17 protein-coding genes are annotated in these 24,813 nt (G+C 70.3%); 9 read left to right on the top strand and 8 right to left on the bottom strand.

Going from position 1 to position 24,813, the window contains the following annotated elements; all coding sequences use genetic code 11:
• Nucleotides 1-46 precede the first annotated feature (46 nt).
• From D9601_RS00555 to treY, 5 genes are all read left to right on the top strand, one after another.
• The gene (locus D9601_RS00555; protein ID WP_332837866.1) at nucleotides 47-604 is read left to right on the top strand and encodes a DNA-3-methyladenine glycosylase; all 558 of its coding nucleotides are present in this window, start codon (nucleotides 47-49) and stop codon (nucleotides 602-604) included.
• A 74-nt stretch (nucleotides 605-678) separates the two neighbouring features.
• Nucleotides 679-2,781: a glycogen debranching protein GlgX gene (glgX, locus tag D9601_RS00550; protein WP_332837865.1), complete on the top strand. Its 2,103-nt coding sequence runs from the start codon at nucleotides 679-681 to the stop codon at nucleotides 2,779-2,781.
• Entirely contained in the window at nucleotides 2,778-4,469 is a 1,692-nt protein-coding gene (gene treZ / locus D9601_RS00545) for a malto-oligosyltrehalose trehalohydrolase (RefSeq protein ID WP_198352003.1), read from the top strand. The genes glgX and treZ overlap by 4 nt, the downstream gene beginning before the upstream one ends.
• On the top strand, nucleotides 4,466-6,391 hold the full coding sequence (malQ, locus tag D9601_RS00540; protein ID WP_198352002.1) for a 4-alpha-glucanotransferase: 1,926 nt from the start codon (nucleotides 4,466-4,468) through the stop codon (nucleotides 6,389-6,391). Before treZ ends, malQ begins: the two co-directional genes overlap by 4 nt.
• On the top strand, nucleotides 6,388-8,718 hold the full coding sequence (treY, locus tag D9601_RS00535) for a malto-oligosyltrehalose synthase (protein WP_198352001.1): 2,331 nt from the start codon (nucleotides 6,388-6,390) through the stop codon (nucleotides 8,716-8,718). Before malQ ends, treY begins: the two co-directional genes overlap by 4 nt.
• An 85-nt stretch (nucleotides 8,719-8,803) precedes the next feature.
• Here treY and pncB read toward each other — a convergent pair whose 3' ends face one another.
• The gene (pncB, locus tag D9601_RS00530; RefSeq protein ID WP_198352000.1) at nucleotides 8,804-10,108 is read right to left on the bottom strand and encodes a nicotinate phosphoribosyltransferase; all 1,305 of its coding nucleotides are present in this window, start codon (nucleotides 10,106-10,108) and stop codon (nucleotides 8,804-8,806) included.
• 10 nt (nucleotides 10,109-10,118) lie between these two features.
• Here pncB and D9601_RS00525 point away from each other — a divergent pair, with 10 nt between their 5' ends.
• A complete protein-coding gene (locus D9601_RS00525) occupies nucleotides 10,119-11,645 on the top strand; it encodes a deoxyribodipyrimidine photo-lyase (protein WP_232473756.1) in 1,527 nt (508 codons plus the stop codon).
• Nucleotides 11,646-11,675: 30 nt separating this feature from the next.
• Here D9601_RS00525 and D9601_RS00520 read toward each other — a convergent pair whose 3' ends face one another.
• Genes D9601_RS00520 through D9601_RS00510 form a run of 3 tightly spaced genes read right to left on the bottom strand, consistent with a single transcriptional unit; the run spans nucleotide 11,676 to nucleotide 14,664 of the window.
• On the bottom strand, nucleotides 11,676-12,923 hold the full coding sequence (locus D9601_RS00520; protein WP_198351999.1) for an adenosylmethionine--8-amino-7-oxononanoate transaminase: 1,248 nt from the start codon (nucleotides 12,921-12,923) through the stop codon (nucleotides 11,676-11,678).
• Nucleotides 12,920-13,543 (bottom strand): dethiobiotin synthase, encoded by a 624-nt coding sequence (gene bioD / locus D9601_RS00515; RefSeq protein ID WP_198351998.1) that lies wholly within the window; start codon nucleotides 13,541-13,543, stop codon nucleotides 12,920-12,922. Before bioD ends, D9601_RS00520 begins: the two co-directional genes overlap by 4 nt.
• Nucleotides 13,540-14,664 (bottom strand): 8-amino-7-oxononanoate synthase, encoded by a 1,125-nt coding sequence (locus D9601_RS00510; protein ID WP_198351997.1) that lies wholly within the window; start codon nucleotides 14,662-14,664, stop codon nucleotides 13,540-13,542. The genes bioD and D9601_RS00510 overlap by 4 nt, the downstream gene beginning before the upstream one ends.
• 118 nt (nucleotides 14,665-14,782) lie before the next feature.
• Here D9601_RS00510 and D9601_RS00505 point away from each other — a divergent pair, with 118 nt between their 5' ends.
• Nucleotides 14,783-15,682, top strand: coding sequence for a DUF4886 domain-containing protein (locus D9601_RS00505; protein WP_198351996.1), 900 nt, complete (start codon nucleotides 14,783-14,785; stop codon nucleotides 15,680-15,682).
• Nucleotides 15,683-15,691: 9 nt separating this feature from the next.
• Here the strand turns inward: D9601_RS00505 and D9601_RS00500 are convergent, their stop codons facing one another.
• Entirely contained in the window at nucleotides 15,692-17,722 is a 2,031-nt protein-coding gene (locus tag D9601_RS00500; protein ID WP_198351995.1) for a hybrid sensor histidine kinase/response regulator, read from the bottom strand.
• A 91-nt stretch (nucleotides 17,723-17,813) separates the two neighbouring features.
• Nucleotides 17,814-18,443 carry a hypothetical protein gene (locus D9601_RS00495; protein WP_198351994.1) on the bottom strand — a complete coding sequence of 210 codons (630 nt, stop codon included), beginning with the start codon at nucleotides 18,441-18,443 and terminating at the stop codon, nucleotides 17,814-17,816.
• 132 nt (nucleotides 18,444-18,575) lie between these two features.
• On the opposite strand from D9601_RS00495, the gene D9601_RS00490 reads away from it, so the two are divergent.
• Entirely contained in the window at nucleotides 18,576-19,250 is a 675-nt protein-coding gene (locus tag D9601_RS00490; protein WP_198351993.1) for a response regulator transcription factor, read from the top strand.
• Entirely contained in the window at nucleotides 19,247-20,587 is a 1,341-nt protein-coding gene (locus D9601_RS00485) for a sensor histidine kinase (protein WP_198351992.1), read from the top strand. The genes D9601_RS00490 and D9601_RS00485 overlap by 4 nt, the downstream gene beginning before the upstream one ends.
• Nucleotides 20,588-20,612: 25 nt before the next feature.
• Here the strand turns inward: D9601_RS00485 and nagE are convergent, their stop codons facing one another.
• Entirely contained in the window at nucleotides 20,613-22,298 is a 1,686-nt protein-coding gene (nagE, locus tag D9601_RS00480) for an N-acetylglucosamine-specific PTS transporter subunit IIBC (protein WP_232473755.1), read from the bottom strand.
• Nucleotides 22,298-24,778 (bottom strand): phosphoenolpyruvate--protein phosphotransferase, encoded by a 2,481-nt coding sequence (gene ptsP, locus D9601_RS00475; protein ID WP_198351991.1) that lies wholly within the window; start codon nucleotides 24,776-24,778, stop codon nucleotides 22,298-22,300. Before ptsP ends, nagE begins: the two co-directional genes overlap by 1 nt.
• Nucleotides 24,779-24,813 lie beyond the last annotated feature (35 nt).

The raw sequence follows: 24,813 nt of genomic DNA, 5'->3' as shown, positions 1-24,813 counted from the left end.
CGATCAGGGCTGGTCATCGCGGCCTTAGTGTCGCAGCGGTCGTCCGGTGAGTGATCCCCTGCCCCCCGCCTTTTTCGATCGAGACGTCGTGACGGTGGCGCGTGCGCTGGTCGGCGCGACGCTGCTGATCGACGGCGTCGGCGGCGCCATCGTCGAGACGGAGGCCTATGCCGCCGATGATCCCGCCGCGCACAGCTTCCGCGGCCCGACACCGCGCAACGCCGCGATGTTCGGGCCGCCCGGCCATGCCTATGTCTATCGCAGCTATGGGCTGCACTGGTGCCTGAACCTCGTCTGCCGGCCGGGCAGCGCGGTGCTGATCCGGGCGGTCGAACCGGAGTTCGGGCTGGATCGGATGGCGGCGCGACGCGGACTGGCCGATCCGCGGCTGTTGTGCGCCGGGCCGGGCCGGCTGTGCCAGGCACTCGGCGTCGACAAGGCGCTGGACGGCGCGCCGCTCGATCGGCCGCCGTTCCGGCTGCTCGCCGCGGACGGTCCGGTCGACATCCACGCCGGACCGCGGATCGGGATCAGCGTCGGGGTCGAGACACCGTGGCGCTTCTGCCGGACGGGATCGCGTTTTCTCAGCAAGCCGCCGCGCTGACACACAGCGATCCTATGGGACCCTCCATGCTGCACCTGCGTTGGGGCGCGGCATAGCAAAGGGGTTCCGTCTACGTGTCATCCTTGCCCGACCGGCTCGAGCCGGGCTCGCCCTATCCGCTGGGCGCAACTTTCGATGGCCTCGGCGTCAATTTCGCCGTCTATTCCGCCAATGCCGATCGCATCGAACTGTGCCTGTTCGACCCGTCGGGCAAGCGCGAAATCGGGCGGATCGCCCTGCCCGAATGTACCGACGAGGTGTTCCACGGCTATCTGCCCGAGGCGGGGCCGGGGCTGCTCTACGGCTATCGCGCGCATGGTCGCTACGCGCCGGAGGAAGGGCATCGCTTCAACCCCAACAAGCTGCTGCTCGACCCCTATGCGCGGCGGCTGGCCGGCCAGATCAAATGGACGGATGCGCTGCACGGCTACAAGGTCGGCCATGCCAGGGAAGATCTGAGCTTCGACAAGCGCGACAGCGCGCCGGCCATGCCCAAGGCGGTGGTGGTCGACGACCATTGGGACTGGTCGCGCGACACCAAGCCGAACACGCCCTGGTCGGAAACGGTGATCTACGAAGCGCACGTCAAGGGCCTGACCAAGCTGATGGAGCTGGTCCCCGCGCGCGAACGCGGCACCTATGCGGCACTCGGCCATCCCGCGGTGATCGCGCATCTCAAGCGGATCGGCGTCACCGCGCTCGAACTGCTGCCGATCCATGCCTTCACGCAGGACCGGTTCCTGCAGGAAAAGGGGCTGAAGAACTATTGGGGCTATAACACGCTCGGCTTCTTCGCGCCCGAACAGGCCTATATGGCGTCGGACCACCAGGACGAGCTGCGCCGCGCCGTGCACCGGCTGCACAAGGCGGGGATCGAGGTGATCCTCGACGTCGTCTACAACCATACCTGCGAGGGCAGCGAAAAGGGCCCGACGCTGTCGTGGCGCGGACTCGACAACGCCAGTTACTACCGGTTGGTCAAGGATCAGCCGCGCTATACGATCAACGACACGGGGACGGGCAACACGCTGAACCTCAGCAAGGCGCGCGTCATCCAGATGGTGACCGACTCGCTGCGCTATTGGGCGACCAGTTTCGGCATCGACGGCTTCCGCTTCGACCTCGGCCTGACGCTGGGGCGCGAGGACCATGGCTTCGACCCGGGCGCCGCCTTCTTCGACGTGGTGCGGCAGGATCCGGTGCTCGGCCGACTGAAGCTGATGGGCGAGCCGTGGGACGTCGGCCCCGGCGGCTATCAGCTCGGCAACTTCCCGCCGGGCTTCGCCGAATGGAACGACAAATATCGCGACACGGTGCGCCGCTTCTGGCGCGGCGATCCGGGCCAGCGCGGCGAGCTGGCGGCGCGTCTGTCGGGATCTGGCGACCTGTTCGACCGGCGCGCGCGCCGGCCGTGGGCGAGCATCAACCTGCTCTCCGCGCATGATGGTTTCACCCTCGCCGACACGGTGATGTACGAGGACCGCCACAACGAGGCGAACAAGGAAGACAATCGCGACGGTCATTCCGAAAACTATTCGCGTAATTGGGGTGCCGAGGGGCCGACCGATGATCCCGCGATCAATGACGCGCGGGGTCGTGTCATGCGGTCGATGCTGACCACGCTGCTTGCCTCGCTGGGTACGCCGATGCTGGTCGCCGGCGACGAATTCGGCCGCACTCAGCAAGGCAACAATAACGCCTATTGCCAGGACAATGCGATCAGCTGGCTCGACTGGAACGCGGCGGCGTCGGAAGATGGCCAGCGTCAGATCGACTTCGTCGGCAGGCTGACCGAGCTGCGCCGGCGCTATCCCGTGCTGCGCGCCGCGACGTTCCTCTACGGTCAGGATTCGCCGGGACAGGGCGTCAACGACATCGAATGGTGGGACGAACGGGGGCAGCAGCTGAGCCCGGAGGATTGGGACAATCCGGACGGCCGAGCGCTGATGATGCGCCGCGCGACCCGCAACGACGCCGGCGAGCTGGAGGCGGTATCGCTGCTGCTCAACGGCTCGGCTGAACCGATCACCTTCCACCTGCCCCCGCCGCAGGCGACGCGGACGGTGCTGATCGATAGTGCCAAGCCCGATCAGGGCGAGTTGACGGTCGACGACACCTATGAGGTTGCGCCGCAGGGCGCGGTGCTGCTGACCTGGACCGGAGCGTTCGAGGCATGAATTGGGGCCCGCAGCCGCTCGGCGACGATCGCACCCGCTTTTCGCTCTGGGCGCCCGATCGCGATGCGGTGACGCTGGAGATCGACGGCGGAGCCTTGCTGGCGATGACGCGGTCCGACCAGGGCTGGTTCAGCGCGGATGCGGATGCGGCGGCGGGAAGCCGCTATCGTTTCCGGCTGGATGCGGAGACCGTCGTCCCCGACCCCGCCTCGCGAGCGCAGCACGATGGGGTGCACGGCTGGAGCGTGGTCGTCGATCCGGCGTTCGACTGGCGTAACGCCGGCTGGCGGGGACGACCATGGCAAGAGACGGTGTTGCTGGAGGTCCATGCCGGCACGCTTGGCGGCTTCCGCGGCGTGGCGGAGCATCTGGCCGACTGGGCGGCATTGGGCGTCACCGCAATCGAGCTGATGCCGGTCAACGCCTTCGGCGGCACGCGCAACTGGGGCTATGACGGCGTCCTGCCCTATGCGGTGGCGGAGAGCTACGGCACGCCCGCGGACCTCAAGGCGCTGGTCGACGCGGCGCACGGCCATGGCCTGTCCGTCTTCCTCGACGTGGTCTACAACCACTTCGGTCCCGACGGAAACTACCTCGGCGCCTATGCCGGCGGCTTCTTCCATCCGGAGGTGGAGACGCCATGGGGCGGCGCCATCGCGGTCGACGCACCGGCGGTGCATCGGTTCTTCGTCGACAATGCGCTGATGTGGCTCAGCGACTATCGCTTCGACGGCCTGCGGTTCGACGCCGTCCATGCGCTACAAAACGACGATTTCCTCGATGCCATGGCGAAGGAGATACGCGCGGCGTTGCCCGATCGCCACGTCCATCTGGTGCTCGAGAACGAGCGCAACGACGCCGACCGGCTGACGCCGGCGACGTTCGACGCGCAGTGGAACGACGATTTCCACAACGTGCTGCACGTCCTGCTGACCGGGGAGAGCAGCGCCTATTACGGCGACTTCGCCGACCGGCCGGCCGAACGACTGGCCCGATGCCTCAGCGAAGGGTTCATCTACCAGGGCGAGGGATCGCCCAACCACGACGGCAAGCCGCGCGGCAAGCCCAGCGCGCTCCTGGCGCCGACGCGCTTTGTGTCGTTCCTGCAGAATCACGACCAGATCGGCAATCGCGCGATGGGCGAGCGGCTGACGGTGCTGACCGATGCGGCACGACTGCGCGCGGCGACGGCGCTGTTGCTGCTCTGCCCGCAAATTCCCCTGCTGTTCATGGGGGACGCCGATGGCAGCGAGACGCCGTTCCTGTTCTTCACCGACTTCCACGACGAACTGGCCGATGCGGTGCGAGAGGGGCGGCGCAAGGAATTCGCCAAGTTCGACGCGTTCGCCGACAAAGCCGCGCGCGAAGCGATCCCCGATCCCAATGCGCTGGCGACCTTCGACGCCTCGCGCCCCCGCTCCGGCCCGGACGCCGCGGCATGGCGGGCGCTCTACGCCGACCTGCTCGCCAAACGGCGGTCGCGAATCATACCGCATCTTGCCGAAGCGAGCGGGGTCGGGGCGCAGGCGACCGGCCCGGCGGCGGTGATCGCGCGCTGGCAGCTCGGCGACGGCAGCGTGCTGACGATCGCGATCGATCTTGCCGACACGCCGGCACCCCTGCCGGACGTGAGCGGCGAATTGCTGCATGCCGAAGGCGACCGGTTCCGCGCCTGGATCGGGCGATGACGGGCGGCGCGTCCGATCTTCACGCCAGGGCAGCGGCAGTGGGCCTGTGTCGCGAATGGGAGGATGCCGACGGCCGGCAGCATATCGTCGCGGACGACGTGCTCGACGCGATCCTGGCGGCGCTCGACACGCGCAGCGGCGACCGGGCGTTCGTCAGCGGCGATGTCGGTGCTGCGGTTCGCCTGCCCGACGGCGCGCCACAGGGCGCCGCCGAACTGATGCTGGAAGGCGGTGCCCGGCGGACCGTGACGATCGCCGACGGCATGCTGCCGGCAATCGCCGAGCCCGGTTACCACCGGTTGCACATCGGCGACACCGCGATCGATCTCGCCATTGCCCCGCCGACCTGCCGGTCGCTACCCGACGGCCGGTTCTGGGGTGCAGCGGTGCAGATCCCGGCGCTTCGCGGGCGATCCGATACGGCTTATGGCGATCTCGGCACGCTTGCCGACGCCGCACGCGCCTTCGCCGCCGCCGGTGCGCAGGCGCTGGCGATCAGCCCGACCCACGCCTTGTTTCCGGCCGATGCCGGCCGCTTCAGCCCCTACGCGCCCTCGTCGCGGCTGTTCCACCATGCCCTGCTCGCCGATCCGGCGCTGATCGGCGCGACGCCGCCGCCCGCCCCGGTGCAGCCATTGATCGATTGGTCCGATGCCCTGCCGGCGCGGCTCGCCTGGCTGCGGCAGGTCTTCGATGGAGCCCCGGCGGCGCTGCTCGAACCGTTCCGCCACGATCGCGCCGGACGGGACGACCTCGAGGCGCAGGCGCGGTTCGATGCGCTGCATGCGCATTTCTTCGCCGCCAACCGGGCATCGGGCTGGCAGGATTGGCCCGCGCAATATCACGATCCTGCCGGCGAGGCCGTTGCCCGCTTTGTCGCCGAGCATGCGTCGGACGTCGACTTCTATGCCTTTATGCAATGGCTGGCCGAGCAAAGCCTCGCCGCCGCGCAGCAGGCGGCCCGCGACGCGGGTATGCGGATCGGCCTGATTGCGGACCTTGCCGTCGGCATGGATGCCAGCGGCGCGCACGGCTGGAGCCGGCGCGACGACCTGCTCACCGGCCTGTCGATCGGCGCACCGCCCGATCCGCTCGGGCCGCAGGGGCAGGATTGGGGGATCACCGCTCTGTCGCCCTTCGCCTTGCGGCGGACCGGATTCGACGCCTTCATCCGCACCGTGCGCGCAACCGTCTGTCACGCCGGCGGCATCCGCATCGACCACGCCCTCGGCCTCAAGCGGCTTTGGGTGATCCCGGCGGGGCGGCCATCGCACGAGGGCGCCTATCTCGCGATGCCGTTCGACGATCTGTTGCGCATCCTGGCGATCGAATCGCATCGCGCCGGAGCGGTGGTGATCGGCGAGGATCTCGGCACCGTGCCCCCCGGGTTCCGGGACACAATGGCCGAACGCCGGCTCTACGGCATGCGCGTGCTGCCGTTCGAGCGCGACAAACAGGGTCGCTTCACCAACCCGGCCGATTGGGATGCGTGCGCGGTAGCGATGACCGGCACGCATGACACGGCGACGTTGGCCGGCTGGTGGACCGGGCGCGACATCACCTGGGCGCACAAGCTGAAGCGCAGCGACGGCGACGAGGCGGCCGAGCGCGTCCGACGCATCGGCGAGCGCAAGCAGCTCTGGACCACGGCGACCGAGGCGGGCGTGGCGAAGGGGCCGATGCCCAACGACCCCGCCCCCGCGGTCGACGCGGCGCTGGCGCTGACCGCGACGGCGCGCTGCCCCCTGCTGATCGTGCCGATCGAGGATCTGGTCGGGATTGAGGAACAGCCCAATCTGCCCGGCACCACCGACGAACATCCCAACTGGCGCCGGCGGCTGCCCGACACGACCGCGGCGCTGCTCGCCCGGCCGGAGGTCGCGCGGCGCACTGCCCTGCTCAACGAAGCGAGACCCGCATGACGCCCCGCGCCACCTACCGCTTCCAGTTCCACAAGGACTTCCGCTTCGAGGCGGCGGAGGCGCTGCTGCCCTATCTCGACGCGCTCGGGATCAGCCATATCTACGCCTCGCCGATCACCGTCGCCGCCGCCGGATCGATGCACGGCTATGACGTGATCGATCCGACGCGGATCAATCCCGAACTCGGCGGCGAGGAAGCCTTCCGTTCGCTGGCCAAGGCGGCGCAGGCGCGCGGCATGGGGATCATCATCGACATCGTCCCCAACCACATGGGCGTCGCCGGCGGCGGCAATGCCTGGTGGAACGACGTACTGGCCAAGGGGCAGGCAAGCGAGTTCGCGCCGGTGTTCGACATCGACTGGCAGGCGTCGGACGGCCGGCTGGTGCTGCCCGTGCTCGGCGCGCCGCTGTCGCAGGTGCTCGCTGACGGTGACCTGACGGTGGAGCGCGACGGTGACCGCTGGGTACTGGTCGCTTATGGCGAGCATCGCTTTCCGATCCGTGACGAGGATCAGGCGGAGGCGGACAGCCTGCCGCTCGCCGAGCTGGTCGATCGCCAGCATTATCGGCTCGCCAGCTGGCGGGTGGCGAATGACGAATTGAACTGGCGGCGCTTCTTCACCGTCAACGATCTTGCCGGCGTGCGGATCGAGGATCCGGCGGTGTTCGAGGCGACGCACGCCCTGTATGTCCGGCTGTACGAGGACGGGCTGATCGAGGGCGTGCGCGTCGACCATGTCGACGGACTGACCGATCCGATCGGCTATTGCCGCACGTTGCGCGAGCGGCTGGGGCCGGATGCGTGGATCGTCATCGAGAAGATCCTGGGGGTTGGCGAGCCGCAGCCGACCGGCTGGGGCGTCGACGGCACCAGCGGCTACGACTTCATGGAGCTGGTCGGCACGCTGATCCACGATCCGGCAGGTGCACTGGCGCTGGCGGAGCAATGGGACGCGATCAGCCGCCGCGGCGAGTTCTTCGAGGTCGAGGAATATGAGGCGCGGCAGGAGCTGCTGTCCTGGCAATTCGCCGGACAGCTGGACGGCTGCGTCGCGGCATTTGCCGCGCTCGCCGCGTCGACGCCGGATGGCGACGGCATCACTGCCGCCATGCTGCGCCGCGCGATCGAGCGGCTGCTGTGGCGCTTCCCCGTCTACCGCACCTATGGCACCGGCGACGATGCGCCGGAGCGGGACGCACGCACGCGCGATATCGTGCGCGAGCGGATTGCGGGCCTGATCCCGCCGGGCGAGGCGCCGATCACGGATCTAATCCTGTCGTGGCTGGCGGGTGACGGTCCGGATGATCCCGGGCTGGCGGCGGAGGCGGTGCGGCGCTTCCAGCAACTGTCCGCGCCCATCGCCGCCAAGGCGGTGGAGGATACCGCCTTCTACCGCTATGGCCGGCTGATCAGCCGCAACGACGTCGGCGCGGATGCCGAGACACTGGGGGTTTCGGTCGAGGACTTCCATCGGCAGATCATCGAGCGCGCCCGTGACGTGCCGCATGCGATGCTGACCACCGCCACGCACGACCACAAGCGGGGCGAGGACGTGCGCGCGCGGCTCGCGGTGCTGAGCGCGCGGCCCGACGCCTGGCAGTCACGCGCGCAGCGCTGGATGCGGCTGCACGGGGACCGGGAGATCAACGCGGCGGATCGCTACATGCTGTTGCAGACGCTGGTCGGCGTGTTGCCGGAGGATGGCGTCCATGCAGACGTCGCGGAGCGGGTCAAGGCGTGGCAGCAGAAGGCGCTGCGCGAGGCCAAATTGCGCTCGTCGTGGGAAGCGCCCGACGAAGCCTATGAAGAAGAAGCGGCGGGGCTGGTCGACGACCTTCTCGGCGACGCGGCCTTCGTCAGCGAGCTGACGGACTATGTCGCCGAACTGGCGCCGGCGGCAACGGCGAACACGCTGGTACAGGTGCTGCTGCGCTACACGCTGCCAGGCGTTCCGGACCTGTATCAGGGGACGGAGCTCGCCGACCTCAGCCTGGTCGATCCGGACAACCGCCGGCCGGTCGACTATGACCTTCGCCAACGGCTGTTGGCGCAAGGGATGCCGGCGAAGATGCGGCTGATCGCCGACCTGCTCGCCTTGCGGCGCGCCGATCCGGTGCTGTTCGCCTATGGCGACTATCGCCCGGTCGAGGTGTCGGGCAGCGACCGTGTGGTGGCATTCACGCGCAGCGCGAACGGCAGGACGCTGAAGGTCGCGGCGCTGATCCGCGGGGTCGACGTGCCGGAGGCGACGGTGCGGTTTTCGGATGGCGAGCGCGCGGCGCGCGACGTCTTCGCCGAGCATCCGCTGTGGTTCAAGATGACCTGAAATCCTCCCCGCGCGCCGGGAAGGACGAGAGCCGATGACGGCGGGCAGAAGCGCCCCTCCTTTTCAGGGGGGGGCTAAGCAGACCCTAGACCGCGACCGCCGTCGTCGTCCGGCCGTCGCCGCCGAAGATGCGCAGATAGCGCGCGATCTCCTCCGACGCGCCGGTCGCCTTGGCCGGGTTGTCGGAGAGCTTGACCGCGGGCCGGCCGTTGGCGCTGACTACCTTGGCGACCAGCGAGATCGGCTCGAGCCCCGGCTGGCCGTCGGGATCGCAGCCGCGGAAGTCGTTGGTCAGATTCGTGCCCCAGCCGAAGCTCATTCGCACCCGGCCGTGGAAATGGTGGTAGACCCGCTCGATGCTGTCGACATCCATGCCGTCGGAGAAGATCAGCAGTTTCGACGCCGGGTCCTGGCCGTGCTCCTGCCACCAGCGGATGATCCGCTCGCCCGCCGCGATCGGCGGCGCGCTGTCGGGGCGGAAGCCGGTCCAGTCGGCGACCCAGGCCGGGGCATCGCGCAGGAACGCCTCCGTCCCGAAGGCGTCCGGCAGAACGACGAGCAGATTGCCGGCATAATGCGCCTGCCATTCCTCCAGCACGCGATAGGGCGCGGCGGCGATGCCGGCGTCGGTCTGTGCGAGGGCGGCGAGCACCATCGGCAGCTCGTGCGCATTGGTGCCGATCGCCTCCAGATCGTTGTCCATCGCCAGCAGTACGTTGGAGGTGCCGACCATCCGCGGCCCCAGCCCCTCCTTCAACGCCTCGACGCACCAGCGCTGCCACAGGAAGCCGTGCCGCCGCCGCGTGCCGAAGTCGGAAAGGACGAGGTCGGGCAGTTCGCGCAACCGCTCCACCTTATCCCACAGCTTGGCCTTGGCGCGGGCGTAGAGCACGTCGAGCGCGAACCGGCCCTTGTCGCGCATCGCGGCGCGGGCGCGCAGTTCGTTGACGATGGCGAGCGCCGGGATTTCCCACATCGTCGTATGCGTCCAGGGTCCCTCGAAGGTCAGTTCGAACTGACCGTCGACGACATGCAGTTCGTAGGGCGGCAGGCGGAAGTCGGCGAGCCAGGCGATGAAGTCGGGCGCGAACATCTGCGCCCGACCGTAGAAGCTGTTGCCCGCCAGCCAGATCAGCTCCTTCTTGGCGAAGCGGAGGGTGCGCGCATGATCGAGCTGTGCCCGCAGTTCGCCCTCGTCGATCACCTCCGCCAGCCGCACCGATGTGGTGCGGTTGATCAGGCGGAAGGTCGCCTGCACATCGCCATGCAGATGCCGGATCATCTGCAGCATCAGCAATTTGTAGAAATCGGTGTCGAGCAGGCTGCGCACGATCGGATCGAGCCGCCAATTATGATCCCAGGTGCGCGTGGCGATATCGGTGACGGCCATGGCGCGCGGCTTGCCTGACACCGAACCCGTCGGCAAGCGTTGGGCCGGCATGAGCGATACCCTTCCCAAGCCGCTGGCCGACTGGAACGAGGCCCCGCGCGTGCGCGCCATGAATGCGGCGGCAACGCCGGCCAAGGCGGATTACGTGCTGTGCTGGCTGCAACAGGCGCTGCGCGGGCACGACAATCCGGTGATCGACGCGGCGGTGCGACTGGGCAACGCCGCCGGCCTGCCGGTGCTGGTCTATCACGGCCTGCGGGAGGATTATCCCTACGCCTCCGACCGGTTGCACCGCTTCATCCTCGGCGCGTCGCGCGAACTGGCGCGGCAATGCCGCGACCGCGGCCTGCGCTGCATCCAATATGTCGATCGCGCCGGCAAGCGCGAGAAGGGTCTGGTCTACCGCCTCGCCGAACGCGCCGCGGCGGTGGTGGTGGAGGACCAGCCGGCCTTCGTGGCGCAATGGCAGGCGGAACGGGTGGCGGAGAAGAGCGGCCGGCCCGTCTATGCGGTCAACGCCGCCTGCACCGTCCCGCCCGCGGTGCTGAAGGATGACATCCGCGCGACCAGCGCCTTCCGCCGCCGACACGAGGAGGTGCGCGAGCAATGGTATGAGGGGCATGACGAGGAGCCGGAGCGGCCGGCCTATGACGGCCCCCTGCCCTACGAGCCCGACGATCTGACGACGATGGACGATGCCGCGCTCGACGCGCTGATCGCCAGGCTTGCCATCGATCACGACCTGCCGCCGGCGCCGCGCTTCCCGGCGACGCGCGCGGCGATCACTGATCGGCTGACGCGGCTGGCCGAGGAGGTGCTGCCCCGCTACGCCGAGGCGCGGGGTGACGCCTCGCGCGACGATGGCGCGAGCGAGCTGTCGCCCTATCTCCATTTCGGCATGATCGGCCCGCGCGAGATCATCGCCACCGTCCAGGCGGCGGATGTGTCGGCGGAAAAGCGCCGCAAATATCTGGACGAATTGCTCACCTGGCGCGAGTGGTTCCACTACAAGGCGCGGCGGATGCGCGTGCCGGAAAGCTATGCCCGGCTGCCCGAATATGCCCGGCGCGAGCTGGCCGAACATGCCAAGGACGAACGGCCGAACCGCGAGACGCTGCATGCGTTGGTCCATGGCGAGACCGACAACGAAAGCTGGAACGCCTGTCAGAAGCAGTTCCTGCTCGACGGCTGGATGCACAACAACGTGCGGATGTTCTGGGCGAAATGGCTGATCCAGATGACGCCGAGTCCGGAGGAAGGCTGGGCGACCGCCTGTTACCTCAACGACCGGTTCAGTCTGGATGGCCGCGATCCGTCGACCTACGGCAACATCGCCTGGGCGTTCGGGGATTCGGCGCCGGGCTACGGCCGACGGCCGATCTACGGGCTGGTTGCCTATCGGACCGACGCATCGATCCGCAAGCAGAAGAACGGTCCGGCGTGGCTGGCGGAGCAGGCGGCACGGCCCGCGATCAAGGTGCATGTGCCGCGCAAGCCGCCCAAGGATCCGTATATCAGCGAGAAGGTGCCGATCTGATCGTTGCAGTCCGTTGATCGGGGCGATGCTTCAAAGGGCCGCCGCCTCGGCGATCGCCGCATAGATCGCATCCAGGTCGTTATCGCCGATGCAATAGGGCGGCATGACATAGACCGTCGTGCCGAGCGGCCGGAGCAGCAGGCCCCGCTCGCGGAAGAAGGCGAGCAGTCTCGGCGATCGTTTGGACAGATAGCCGCCGTCGCCACCCGGCAGGTCGACCGCGGCGATCGTGCCGAGCTGGCGCGGATTGGCGACGCCGGGCGTCTGCGCCAGTGCGGCCAGCCGCGTGCGCTGGCGATCGGCGAGCGACGCGATCCGTTCCCGCACCGGCTCTTCGCGCCAGATGGCCAAGTTCGCCGCCGCCGCCGCGCAGGCGATCGGATTGGCGGTGTAGCTGGACGAGTGGAAGAACATCCGCGATCGGTCGGCGGCGTGATGCGCCTGATAGATGGGCTCGATCGCCATGGTCACGGCCAGCGGCACCGCGCCGCCGGTCAGCCCCTTCGACAGGCACAGAATGTCGGGCACGACGCCGGCCTGCTCGCAGGCCAGAAGCGTGCCGGTGCGGCCCCAGCCGGTCATCACCTCGTCGGCGATGAACAGCACCCCCGCATCCGCGCAAAGCCGCCGCATTTCGGCCAGCACCCAGGCGGGGTAGGTCAGCATGCCTCCTGCGCCGACGATCAGCGGCTCGACGACCAGCGCGGCCGGGCTTTCCCGCAGGGCGGCGGCGAGCGCGTCCAGCGTCGCCTGCTCCCGCCCCGCCGCCGGAAAGGGAATGGTCGCAACGTCGAACAGCAACGGTTGGTAGGCGCGGTTGAACGCGCCGCGCGCGCCGATCGACATCGCGCCGATCGTGTCACCGTGATAGCCATGTTCGAGGACCAAGATGCGATGCCGCGGCTCGCCCCGATGCAGCCAATAGCCGAGCGCCATCTTCAGCGCGACCTCGACACTGGTCGAACCAGAATCGCTGAAGAAGACACGCGTCAGTTCGGGCGGCATGATCGCGATGAGGTCGCGCGCCACCGCTTCGGCCGGCTCGTGCGTCCAACCGGCGAAGATGATCTGGTCGAGCCGACCCGCCTGTTCGGCGATCGCGGCGCCGATCCGGGGATGTGCATGGCCGTGCGTCGTCACCCACCAGGACGAGATCGCATCGACGATCCTGCGCCCGTCGCGGGTGAACAGCGTCGCCCCCTCGGCATGGGTGACGAGCGGGATCGGCTCGCCGAGCCCGTGCTGCGTGAAGGGATGCCAGATGGGCGAATCGGTCATGCGAAATCCCGAACGTCGAAGGCGGCCGCGAAGGCCGTGGCGAGGGCGGCGGGCGTCAACGGGTCGAGGCGCGGCAGGCGGCCGAGCCGGCGCACCGCGCCGATTCGTGCGATCGTCGCCTCGCTATCCTCCTGCGCGTCACCGATGAAGGCGATACCGAGGATCGGCACGCCCCGCGTCCGCAGCGCCTCGATCGACAACAGGCTATGGTTGATGGTGCCGAGCTGCGTTCGGGCGACCAGCACAACTGGTGCCTGCCAGCGCGCGAACAAATCGGCGTAGAGCATGTCGTCGTTCAGCGGCACGAGCACGCCGCCGGCACCTTCGACGACCAGCGGACCGTCGACGCTTGGCAGCGCCAGCCGTGCCGGATCGATCGTCACGCCGTCGATCTGCGCGGCGCGATGCGGCGAACAGGGCGTGCGCAGTCGATAGGCCTCGGGCAGCAGTGCGTCGGACGGCAAGCCGGCGAGCCGGGCGACGCGTTCGCGGTCGCTGCCGTCGTCGTCCCCCGCCTGCACGGGCTTCCAATAGCGCGCGTCCAATGCCGCGGCGAGCGCGGCGGCGAAGACGGTCTTGCCGACGTCGGTATCGGTACCGGTGACGACGATCGTGGTCATGCTTCCTCCAGGGCGGCGGCGAGGGCATCGCCCAGGGCGTCGATCGCCGCCGCATCGACGTTGAGCGTGATCGACAGGCGCAGCCGCGCGGTGCCCGGCGCGACCGTCGGCGGCCGGATCGCGCGTATGTCGAACCCGGTCGCCTGCAATGCCGCGGCCCGCGCGACCGCGGCACCGTCGCTGCCGAGGATGACCGGGACGATCTGCGTGCCCGTCGCGGGGATGCCGAGCGGGGTCAGCCGGTCGGCCGCGTGGGTCACGAGCGCGCGGAGCGCGACCTGTCGCTCCGGCTCGTCAGCGAGGATGCGCAGGCTCTCGCGCACCGCCGCCGCCATCAGCGGCGAAGGCGCGGTCGAGAAGACGAAGCTGCGGCCGCGATTGACCAGGAAATCGCGCAGGGTCGCGGACAGGCAGACCAGGCCCCCTTCCGCCCCCAGGGCCTTACCGCACGTATGCAAGGTGACGACGTTGGATCGTGCGTGCAGCCGGTGCGCGAGGCCCCGCCCCTCCGGCCCGAACACGCCGGTGGCATGGGCTTCGTCGATGACCAGCATCGCGTCGTGGCGGTCGGCGATGGCGGCCAGATCGTCGAGCGGCGCGACATCGCCGTCCATCGAATAGAGGCTCTCGACCGCGATCCACGGCGTGCCGGTCCCGCCGTCGCGGCGCCAGCGGCGGATGGCGGCGTCGAAGGCGTCGGCGTCGTTGTGGGCGGCGGCGACGCGCGGGCTGCGGCCGAGGCGCATGCCATCGTGCGCGCTGGCGTGGACATGGGCATCGTGGACGATCAGGTCCTGCGGCTGCGGCAATGTCGCGAACAGCGCCTGATTGGCGGCAAAGCCGGTGGCGAAGAACAGCGCCGTCTCGCTGCCGAAATGCACCGCCGCCTCCGCCTCCAGCGCCTCATGTTCCGGGTCGTTGCCGCGCAGCAGCCGCGAGCCGCCCGAGCCGACGGCGACGCCGCGCGCTAGGGCTTCCGCCACCGCCTCGCGCAGTCGAGACGAGGCGGCGAGGCCGAGATAGTCATTGGAGGCGAAGTCGATCCCGGCCCGCGGACGCAGTTGGCGCAGGCGATCGACGGCGGCGAGGCGGGCAAGGTCGTCCTGGTGGAAACGCGACATGATGTCCGGGCTGATAGCGGCTGATCGCGCGGGCGTCATCGGGCTGCACCGATCCGTCGCCGACGGCGGGACCGGCCGATATTGCCCCCCGCCCTCCCGATCTGGCATGGCCCCCGTCATGATCCGTGCCCTGATCGCCGCCACCGTCCTCGTCGCCCCCGTGCCGGCGCTCGCCCGCAACGGGCAGCGGATCGTGCCGCCGCCGGTGACCGCGACGCCGCGCACGATCCTGTTCATCGGCAACAGCTTCACGCAGGGCGCGCATTCGGCGGTGCGCAACTGGCATGCCGACCGCGTCACCGATCTGACCGGTCAGGGCTATGGCGGCGTGCCTGCCCTGTTCAAGGCGTTCACCGAGCAGGCCGGGCTGCGCTATGCGGTCAGCCTGGAGACGCAGGGCGGCCAGAGCCTCGCCTGGCATTATGACGAGCGGCGGCACCTGTTCGATCGGCCATGGGATACGGTGGTGCTGCAGGAGTTCAGCACGCTCGACCGCGAGCGGCCGGGCGATCCGACCCGCTATATCGCCGCGGTCGGGCGGCTGGCGGAGCTGTTCCGCGGCCGCAACCCCAACGTCCGCATCGCGCTGACCGCGACATGGAGCCGCGCCGACCAGACCTATCGGCCGGGCGGCCATTGGTACGGGCGCGGCATCGCGGCGATGGCCGACGATCTGCGCGTCGCCGCCGATCGCGCCCGCCGCGTCAACCGGGCGAGCGAGGTCGTCGCCGTGGGTCAGGCCTGGACGCGCGCGATGGCGACGGCGGTCGCCGATCCCGATCCCTATGACGGCATCACCTACGGCCAGGTCAATCTGTGGTCGTACGACCAATATCACGCTAGCATCGCCGGCTATTATCTGGAGGCGCTGATGGTGTTCGGGCGGGTGACCGGGGTGGATCCGCGCAGCCTGGGTTCGGGCGAGCGCGCCGCGGACGAACTGGGACTGTCACCCGATCTCGCCGCGTCGCTGCAGCGCGTCGCCGCCGAGCAGCTGGCGGCCGACCGCGGCCGCTGACGCCGCCGATCAGGCCCCGCTACGAAGGACCGCGCGCAGCGCACCCGATAATTGCTCGGCGGAATAGGGCTTGTGGAGCAGCGGAAAGCCGTGATCGGCGTCCTCCGCCAGCACGTGGCTGTAACCCGACGCGAGGATCACGGGCAGCGCCGGCCATCGCTCGCGCAACGTGCGTGCGAGTTCCAGCCCGCCCATCCCCGGCATCACCACGTCGGAAAAGACGACGTCATAGCCGGCGCCATTCGCCCCCAGCGCGGCGAGCGCCGATTCCCCGCTCGTCACGCAATCCGCGTCATAGCCGAGGTCGGCGAGGATTTGCGACGAGAAGGCGCCGACGTCGACATTGTCCTCGACCACCAGCACCCGGCTGCCCTGCCCGCGCAGCGCGGCGGTGGCGGTGACCGTTTCGACTTGCGGCATCGGCGCCCCGACCTGCGGCAGGTAGAGGGTGAATCGGCTGCCCTCGCCGACCACGCTGTCGACGTCGATGTCGCCGCCCGATTGCTTGGCGAAGCCGAACACCTGGCTGAGGCCGAGGCCGGTGCCCTTGCCGACGCCCTTGGTCGTGAAGAACGGTTCGAAGATGCTGGCGAGATGATGGGCGGGAATCCCTTCGCCACGGTCGACGATCGACACGGCGACGAACGGGCCGCCGCCGCCGCCGTGGCCGCGGATCGGCGGCAGCGGGCGGTCCGCCGCCACGCGCAGCGTGATGGTGCCGCTGCCGTCCATCGCGTCGCGGGCGTTCACCACCATGTTGACCAGGGCGGTTTCGAACTGGCTGACGTCGGCGTGGATGAAGCAGGGGGTGCCCGGCAGATCGAGCGCGATGTCGACACGCGCGCCGGTCAGCGTGTCGAGCATGTCGCCGACCTCGTCGAGCTTGGCACAAGCATCGAAGGTCTCGGGTCGCAGCGCCTGCCGCCGCGCAAAGGCGAGCAACTGCCGCGTCAGCTTGGCGGCGCGGTCGACCGTGTCCGACACCGCGTCGAGATAGCGGCGGCGGCGCTCGTCGGGCAGGTCGGGCCGCCGCAGCAGATCGACCGACGAGCGGATGATGGTGAGAAGATTGTTGAAGTCGTGCGCGACGCCGCCGGTCAGCTGGCCGACCGCCTCCATCTTCTGCGACTGGCGCATCACCTCCTCGATCTGCTCGCGTTCGGCGATGGCGGCGGCGACGCGACCTTCGAGCAGTTCGTTCAGCGCCTCGCGCTCCTGCTCGATCCGCTTGCGCGCGGTGATGTCGAGCGACGATCCGACCAGCCCGATCACCTCGCCCGCCGCATTGCGCAGCGGCGCCTTGGTCGACAGCCAGATCGCCGACTCGCCGTCGGGGAGGCTGACCTCCTCCTCGACCTGTTCGAGCACGCCCGTCATCATGATGCGGCGATCCGTCGCCATGATCCGCCGCGCCTGTTCGGGATCGGCGAGGAATTCGGCATCCGTCCGGCCGAGATAGCGTTCCGGCGGCACGCCGATCAGCGCAGTGGTGCCGGCATTGCCGAGCAGCATCCGCCCCTGCCGGTCCTTGGCGTAGACGACGCCCGGCACCGCCTCGACGATCGCGGCGGCGAGCGCATGGGCGCGATCCCGCTCCGCCTGCATCGCCCGCTGGTGGCCGACGTCGAGCAGCACGCCGGCGAAGCGTTCCGCCGTGCCATCGGCCGCCATTTCGACGCGGCCGTTGGCCTCGATCCAATGGTAGGCGCCATCGGCACGGCGCACCCGATATTGATGGGCATAGGCGCCGCCGCGCGCGATCACCGCGTCGATCGCGGCGACCAGCCCCGGCTTGTCATCGGGATGGACGGTGTCGACGATCTGATCGAAGGTCAGCGCCTCGCGATCGAGCGCCGGATCGATACCGAAGGCCTCGGCGAATTGCGCGTCGATGGTGAAGCGGTCATTCGGCAGGTCCCAGAACCAGGTGCCGATGATCGCGCCGGCGGCGAGCGCGAGCTGGAGCCGCTCGGTGTCGGCGGCACCGCGTTCGATGTCACCCCCGACCCGTTCCGCCTGTCCGGCCGTTTCTTCCCCCATTCCAGCAGCATAAGCCGCCGTCCCGACAACATAAAGCGAAAGGCGCCGCCCGGTAGCGTACCGGACGGCGCCTTATTATGCGGTTACGCGATCAGGCGCGCGGGGCCGTGGCGGCGGGCGCCGCGGTCGGTGCGGCGGCAGGAGCCGGAGCCCCCGTCGGGACCGGTGCCGCGCCAGGCACGGGGGCCGGAGCGCCGCCGGCCGGCGGCGGAGGCGGCGGCGCGCCGTCGCCGGGGCCGCGATCGCCGTGCGGCGGCCGCGGGCCTTCCGGACCGCCCGGACCCCCAGGCCCGCCCGGGCCGGGGTGCGGGCCGTGCGGCGGTTCGGCGGCATAGGCGCGGCCGTCGGCGCCGATCAGATAGATCGCATGGATCGACCCCTGGTCGTAGCGGCCCTGCGCGGTGATCGTCTGACCGATCGCGAAGCTGGGGGCGCCAGTGCGATCCGGGCCGGTTTCCACCAGCACGCGACCGCTGCCGTCGTCGAGCACGACGCGCCGGCCATATTGTTCGACGATGCGGCCGCGCACGGTGGCGATCGGCGCGCCGATCAGCGGCGCCTGCAGATTGGCGAGCGACGCGATCCGCACCGGCGGCGCGGCGGCCATCACCCGCTCGGGCTGGACGGCATGGGTGATCGACGAGCCGACGCCGCCGCCGGCGAGCAGCAGCGCCACGCCGGCCAGGGCGAAGCGGGTCTTGGGGGAAGCGAACGTCTTCATCGTGACTGTCCTTCGTTCTTGGTGACGAAGGCCGGTATAGGTGATTCGGGTCGCGGCCAGGCTGAACCGGATCGTTCAGATTGGGTTTGGGTTGGCGCAATAGGCGCAGCCTGTCGAAGAGGGACCTATTCGGTGCGTATTCTGCTGGTCGAAGACGACGAGGCGCTGGCAAGCGAGATCGCACGCGCGCTGCGGGCGGAAAATTGCGCCGTCGACGTCGCGCGCGACGGCGAGGAAGGGCTGCATCTCGGCGACACCGAACGGTATGATGCGGCGGTTCTCGATCTCGGCCTGCCCAAGGTCGATGGTCTGTCGGTGCTGGCCGCCTGGCGCAAGGCGGGGCGCGATCTGCCGGTATTGATCCTGACGGCGCGCGACGCCTGGTCGGAAAAGGTCGCGGGCTTCAAGGCCGGTGCCGACGATTATCTGACCAAGCCGTTCCGTATCGAGGAGGTGGTGATGCGGCTGCGCGCCCTGGTCCGCCGTGCGGCGGGGCATGCGGCGGCGCGGATCACCTGCGGGCGGCTGGGCTATGACACGCAATTGGGGCATTTCGATCTGGATGGCTTGCCGCTCAAGCTGACCGCCTTCGAATGGCGCGTGCTGTCGGCGCTGATGCTGCGCCGCGAGGTCGTCGTCGACCGCGGCGAGCTGATCGAGCGCGTCTACGAATATGATGCCGATAACGATTCCAACTCGCTCGAGGTGATCGTCGCACGGCTCCGCCGCAAGATCGGAGCGGAGATGATCGAGACGGTGCGCGGTCGCGGCTATCGGCTGACCGCGGGTGAGGGCAATCCGGCGTGACGCGTCTGTCGCTGCACGCACGCCTGCTGTTGATCGCCGCGATCAGCGGCATCGCCGCCCTCGCCTTCGCCAGTGTGACGATCGGCGGCGTCTTGGAGCGGTTCGTCATGCAGGGCCTCGACGAGCGGCTCGATGCCGAAGTCGGCATGCTGGCGCGTGCGATCACGCCCGACGGGCGCCTCGATCCGGCACGGGTCGCCGATCTGCCCGGCTTCGACACGCCGGGATCGGGCTGGGGCTGGCGGGTCCGCAGCGTAGCCGGCTCCTGGCAACGCGGCGCACCGATCGCCGATGCCCCGCCGCGCGGCGGGCCGCCCTTGGCGGGTCCTCCTGCCCTGCCACCCGCCGCGGGCATCGCACCAGGCGACGGGCGTGGCCCGGACGGGCGCCGCATCCACCTGCGCCGACTGGTCGTACCGATCGGCGGCGGCAGTGCGGAGATCGTCGCGGGCGCACCGCGCGCGCTGGTCGAGCGACCATTGTTGGCTGCGCGCGGCACGCTGGCGATCGCGCTGGCGCTGCTCGGCGCGGGCCTGGCGGCGGCAACCTGGGTGCAATTGCGGCTGGGCCTGCGGCCGATCCGCGCGTTGCAGGGGGCGGTGGCGCGGGTGCGGGCAGGGAGCGACGCGGCGCTGCCGCTCGACCAGCCGCGCGAACTGGTGCCGCTGGCCGAAGAGATCAACGCGCTGATTGCCCAGAATGCCGCGGGATTGGCCAACGCGCGCCACCATGTCGCCAATCTGGCGCATGGCTTGAAGACGCCGCTGGCGACGCTGGCGCTGCGTCTGGAGCGGGACGGCGCATCGGCAGAGGCCCGGGCACTGGTCGCGGAACTCGACGGCAGGATCGCGCACCACCTGCGGCGTGCGCGCAGCGCCGCTCCGTCGGCGGGCGAGCGGGCGCGCAGTGCGCTGGGCGAGGTGGCCGCCGACGTTGCCGATGCGCTGCGCCATATCCACGCCGAACGGCAGATCGTTGTCGAGGTCACCGTGGCGGACGGCGCGACGGTCGCGGTGGAGCGGCAGGATCTCGAGGAGATGCTGGGCAATCTCGTCGACAATGCCTGTCGCCATGCAAGCCGGACGGTGGAGATCGCGGCGGTTGCGGCGGAGCGCGCCTGGCAGGTCGCGGTGCTGGACGACGGGCCGGGCCTCGTCCCGGATGCACGCGCCAAGGCGCTGCAACCGGGGGTGCGGATCGACGAGCGCGGCGAAGGCTATGGCTTCGGCCTCGCGATCGTCGCCGAACTGGCGGAACTGTACGGCGGTGCGCTGACGCTAGACGAGGCGCCGCGCGGCGGACTGGCGGCGCGGCTGACCCTGCCGAAGGCCGGCTGAGATTGTCCCGCTAGCGGGGTGGCGGTCACATCAAAAGGTGAACGACATCGTCGGCCGGCCAGGCGACCAGGCGCGCGTCGCCGGCCAGCGTCGCTTCGTTCACCGCGCCGCGCGATGCGATGCGAATCCGGTAGCGGCCGGAATGCCGAGACGCCTCGACGACATTGCCCTCGCCGCCCAGCGCCAGCGCCAGCGCCGCCGGCAGCTCGATCCGTGTGACCGGTGCCGCCGCCGGCACGTCCGTCGGCGCGGCGTCGAGCGTCGCGCGCATATCCATCGCCAGCCCGTCGGCGATGCCGCCAACGATCACCTGAACGGCGGTGGGCGACGGGCGCAGCACGCCGCGTGCGCCGAGCGCCTTCAGCCGCGGCTCGTCGATCGCGTTGCTGTCCGCCACCACCAGCCGCAGCCGGGTCGTGCAGGCGTCGACCGCTTGCAGGTTGGCGGCGCCGCCAAGCGCCGCGACGAACGCCGCCGCCTTGGCATCCGCCGTCTTCGGCGCCGCCACGGCCGCGGTCCCGGCGTCGACCGGCTCGCGTCCCGGCGTCTTCAGGTCGAAGCGGACGATCGCCCAGCGGAACAGGCCATAATACAGAACGGCGTAGAGCGCGCCGATCGGCAGCAGCAGCAGCGGCCGGGTCGCCTTGCCGAAGTTGAGGACATAGTCGAACAGTCCGGCGGAAAAACCGTAGCCAAGCTTGACGCCCAGCGTGTTCATCAACGCCTCGGCCACCCCGGTCAGCAACGCGTGGAGCAGATAGAGCGCCGGCGCGAGGAACATGAAGCTGAATTCGATCGGCTCGGTGACGCCGGTCAGGAACGAGGTCAGCGCCAGGCTGAGCAGCATGCCGCCGACCGCCTTGCGTCGCTCGGGCAGCGCGCTGCGGTACATGGCGAGGCAGGCGGCGGGCAGGCCGAACATCATGACCGGGAAGAAGCCGCTCATGAATCCGCCCGCGGTCGGATCGCCGGCGAAGAAGCGGGTCAGGTCGCCGGTCTTGCCGTGGAAATCGCCGACGACGAAATAGGCGACATTGTTGAGAATGTGGTGCAGGCCGGTGACGATCAGCAGCCGGTTGAGCACGCCGAAGGCGAACAGACCCCAGCCGCCGGCCGCGACGACGCCGCGGCTGAGCGCGTCGACGCCCGCGCTGATCGCGCCATATCCCGGGCCGAGCAGCCCGCCGATCGCCAGGCCGGCGAAACCGGCGAGGATGGGCACCAGCCGCCGCCCGCCGAAGAAGGCGAGATAGTCGGGCAACTTGACGGTCGAGAACCGGTTGTAGAAGCCGCCGCCGACCAGGCCCGCGACGATCCCGATCGGAACCTGCAGCTTGTCGACCGCCGCCGCCTTCCACGCCGCCGCCAGCGTCGCGGCGACCGTGTCCGCCAATCCGGTGGGGACGGTGCCGGGCGGTACGACGAAGAACAGTTGCGCGCTGTTGCCGATCACCAGATAGCAGACCACGCCCGCCATCGCCGCAGCACCATTGCCGTCGCGCGCGAAGCCGGTGGCGACGCCGACCGCGAACAGCAGGCCGAGATGGTTGAAGATCGCATCGCCGGCCGCGCTGACGAAGGCGATGTCGAGCAGGTCGGGCTGGCCGAGCCTCAGCAGCAGGCCGGCGACGGGCAGCACCGCGATCGGCAGCATCAGCGCGCGACCGAGCGGCTGCAGGAAGGTCATCGGATTGGGCAGGCCGCGCGGCATCAGCGGGACTCCTGGCTAAAGGCGCGGGCGAGCGCGCGCACCGCGGCGGGTCCGTCAGCGGCGAGGGCGGCGCGGGCGTGGGCGGCGGCCGCCGCCCCGTCGAGCGTCGCGACCAGCGCCTTGGTCGCCGGCACGCGCGCCGGCGGCACCGACAGGGTGCGGACGCCCAGCCCGACGAGGATCGGCGCGGCGAGCGGATCGGCGGCAAGGCCGCCGCAGACGCTGACCGGTGTCCCGCTCCTGGCGGCAAGGTCGCAGGTGGTGGCGATCAGCCGCAGCACTGCCGGGTGCAGGCCGTCGATCCCGGCGGCGAGCGCCGGATTGCCGCGGTCCATCGCCAGCACATATTGGGTGAGGTCGTTGCTGCCGATCGACAGGAAGTCGGCCTCTGCCGCGATCAAATCTGCCGTGGCGGCGGCGGCGGGCGTCTCCACCATCGCGCCGAGCTGCACCGGCGGGCCGCCGATCTCGGCGAGCAGGCGGTCGAGCGCGGCGCGCACCGTGGCGAGTTCGCCGACGCTGGCGACCATCGGCACCATGATCCGGCAGGCGGCGCGATCCGGCACCGCGAGGATGGCCCGCAACTGCGCGTCGAGCAGCGCCGGCTGGGCGAGCGAGACGCGGATGCCGCGCACGCCGAGCGCCGGATTTTCTTCCGCCGGCAGGTCGAGATAAGGCGCCGGCTTGTCGCCGCCGACGTCGAGCAGGCGGATCACCACCGGTTTGCCGCCGAGCGCGGCGACCACGCCGGCATAATCTGCCGCCTGTTCGTCGATCGACGGCGGCGCGCTGCGGTCGAGGAACAGGAATTCGGTGCGCAGCAGACCGCAGCCTTCGGCCCCCTGCGCCGCCGCGGCGCGGGCATCGTCGACCGAGCCGAGATTGGCATAGACCGCGATCGGCGTGCCGTCGCGCGTCGTCGCCGGCCGGTCACCCGCGGCGCGGGCCGTCGCTTCCGCCGCCGCCCGCGCATCGATCGTCGCCACCGCCGCCGCGCGGCGCCGGGCGTCGGGTTCGGCCAGCAGGGTGCCGGCATCGCCGTCGAGGATCACGCTCGCCCCGTCGGCGACGCCGTCGAGCGGCCGGCCGAGCGCCACCGCCATCGGCACGCCCATGCCCGCCGCGAGGATCGCGACATGCGAGGTCGGGCCACCCCCGGCGACCGCGATCCCGGCCAGTCGCGCGGCATCGAGCGCGGCGAGCTGCGACGGCAGCAGATCCTCGGCGAGCAGGATCGCGCCCTCTGGCAGCGTCAGCGCGGCGGGCTGCGTTCCAAGCGCCGCATAGACAACGCGCAGCGCGACGTCGCGAATGTCGTCGGCACGCTCGGCGACGCGGGCATTGCCCGTTGCGCGGAGCCGCGCCCCCTGCGCTTCCGCCGCGGCGAGGATCGAGGCCGCGGCGGATGCCCCCGTATCGATCCGCCGCCGCGCGTCGGCGACGAGATCGGGATCGTCGAGGATCGCGCGGTGCGCGGCCATCACCGCCGCGATCTGCGCGCCGCCCGCGGGCGCGGCGAGCGCCGCACCGACGCTGCGCAGGGCGGCGTCGAGCCGCGCCTGTTCCTCTGCGACCGTGGCGGCCGGGGGCAAATCCGGTTCGGCCGGCCTCAGCCAGCAGGCGGTGCCGATCACCAGCCCCGGCGCGGCCGCGACTCCGACCAGCGCGTCGGGGTCGACCGGAGCGGGCGCGACGGGAGCCGGCGAAGATCGGTGCGTAACATCCCCCTCCACTTCGGCCGTCAGCAGCGGGACGATCGCCGCGATCGCCGCGGCGGCGCCCGCCCCCCTCGCCTCGATCGTCACCGCCGCATCGTGAGCGAGACCCAGCGAGAGCAGGGCGACGGGGCTGGTCGCCGCCGCCCGATCGGCGCCATGCAGCAACGTCACCTCGGCACCGCTGTCCCGCGCGGCGGCGGCGATCCGCGCAGCCGGTCGCGCGTGCAGGCCGTGCGGCAGGCCGACGCGCATCTCGTGGCGGAGCGTCTCGCCGGTCGCAGTCGCGGCGGCGCCCGACGTGTCGGCGGCCGTGACGCGATACAGCGGGTCGCCGACCCGGATCGGCCCCTCGGCGGCGAGATCGGTGATCGTCGCCCCATCCGGCTCGACGACCAGCACCGGCGTCGCCGCAGCGGCGGCACCGCGCACCAGGGCGTCGAGATCGAAGCGGACCAGGGGATCGCCCGCACCCACCCGGTCGCCGATCGCGACCAGCATGGTGAACGGCGCGCCGCCCAGCGTGACGCTGTCGATGCCGAGATGGAGCAGGATCTGGACGCCATTGCCCGCGTCGAGCGTGACTGCATGGCGCGCCGCATGGATCGCCGCGACGCGGGCATCGCAGGGTGCGTGCAGCGTATCGCCGGTCGGATCGATCGCGAGGCCGCCCCCCATCATGCCACCGGCGAAGACTGGATCGGGCACGCTGCCCAAGGTCATCGCCCAGCCGTCCAGCGGCGCCCTCACCATCACATCGGTCATCGCTGCATCACGGTCTGTCGCATCGGCGCATCGTA

The sequence above is a fragment of the Sphingomonas sp. MA1305 genome (genome assembly GCF_016107325.1).
In the GTDB taxonomy this organism is placed as follows: Bacteria; Pseudomonadota; Alphaproteobacteria; order Sphingomonadales; family Sphingomonadaceae; genus Sphingomonas.
The sequence above is the reverse complement of the archived record's forward strand: the minus strand, read 5'-3'. Positions and strand labels throughout refer to the sequence as shown.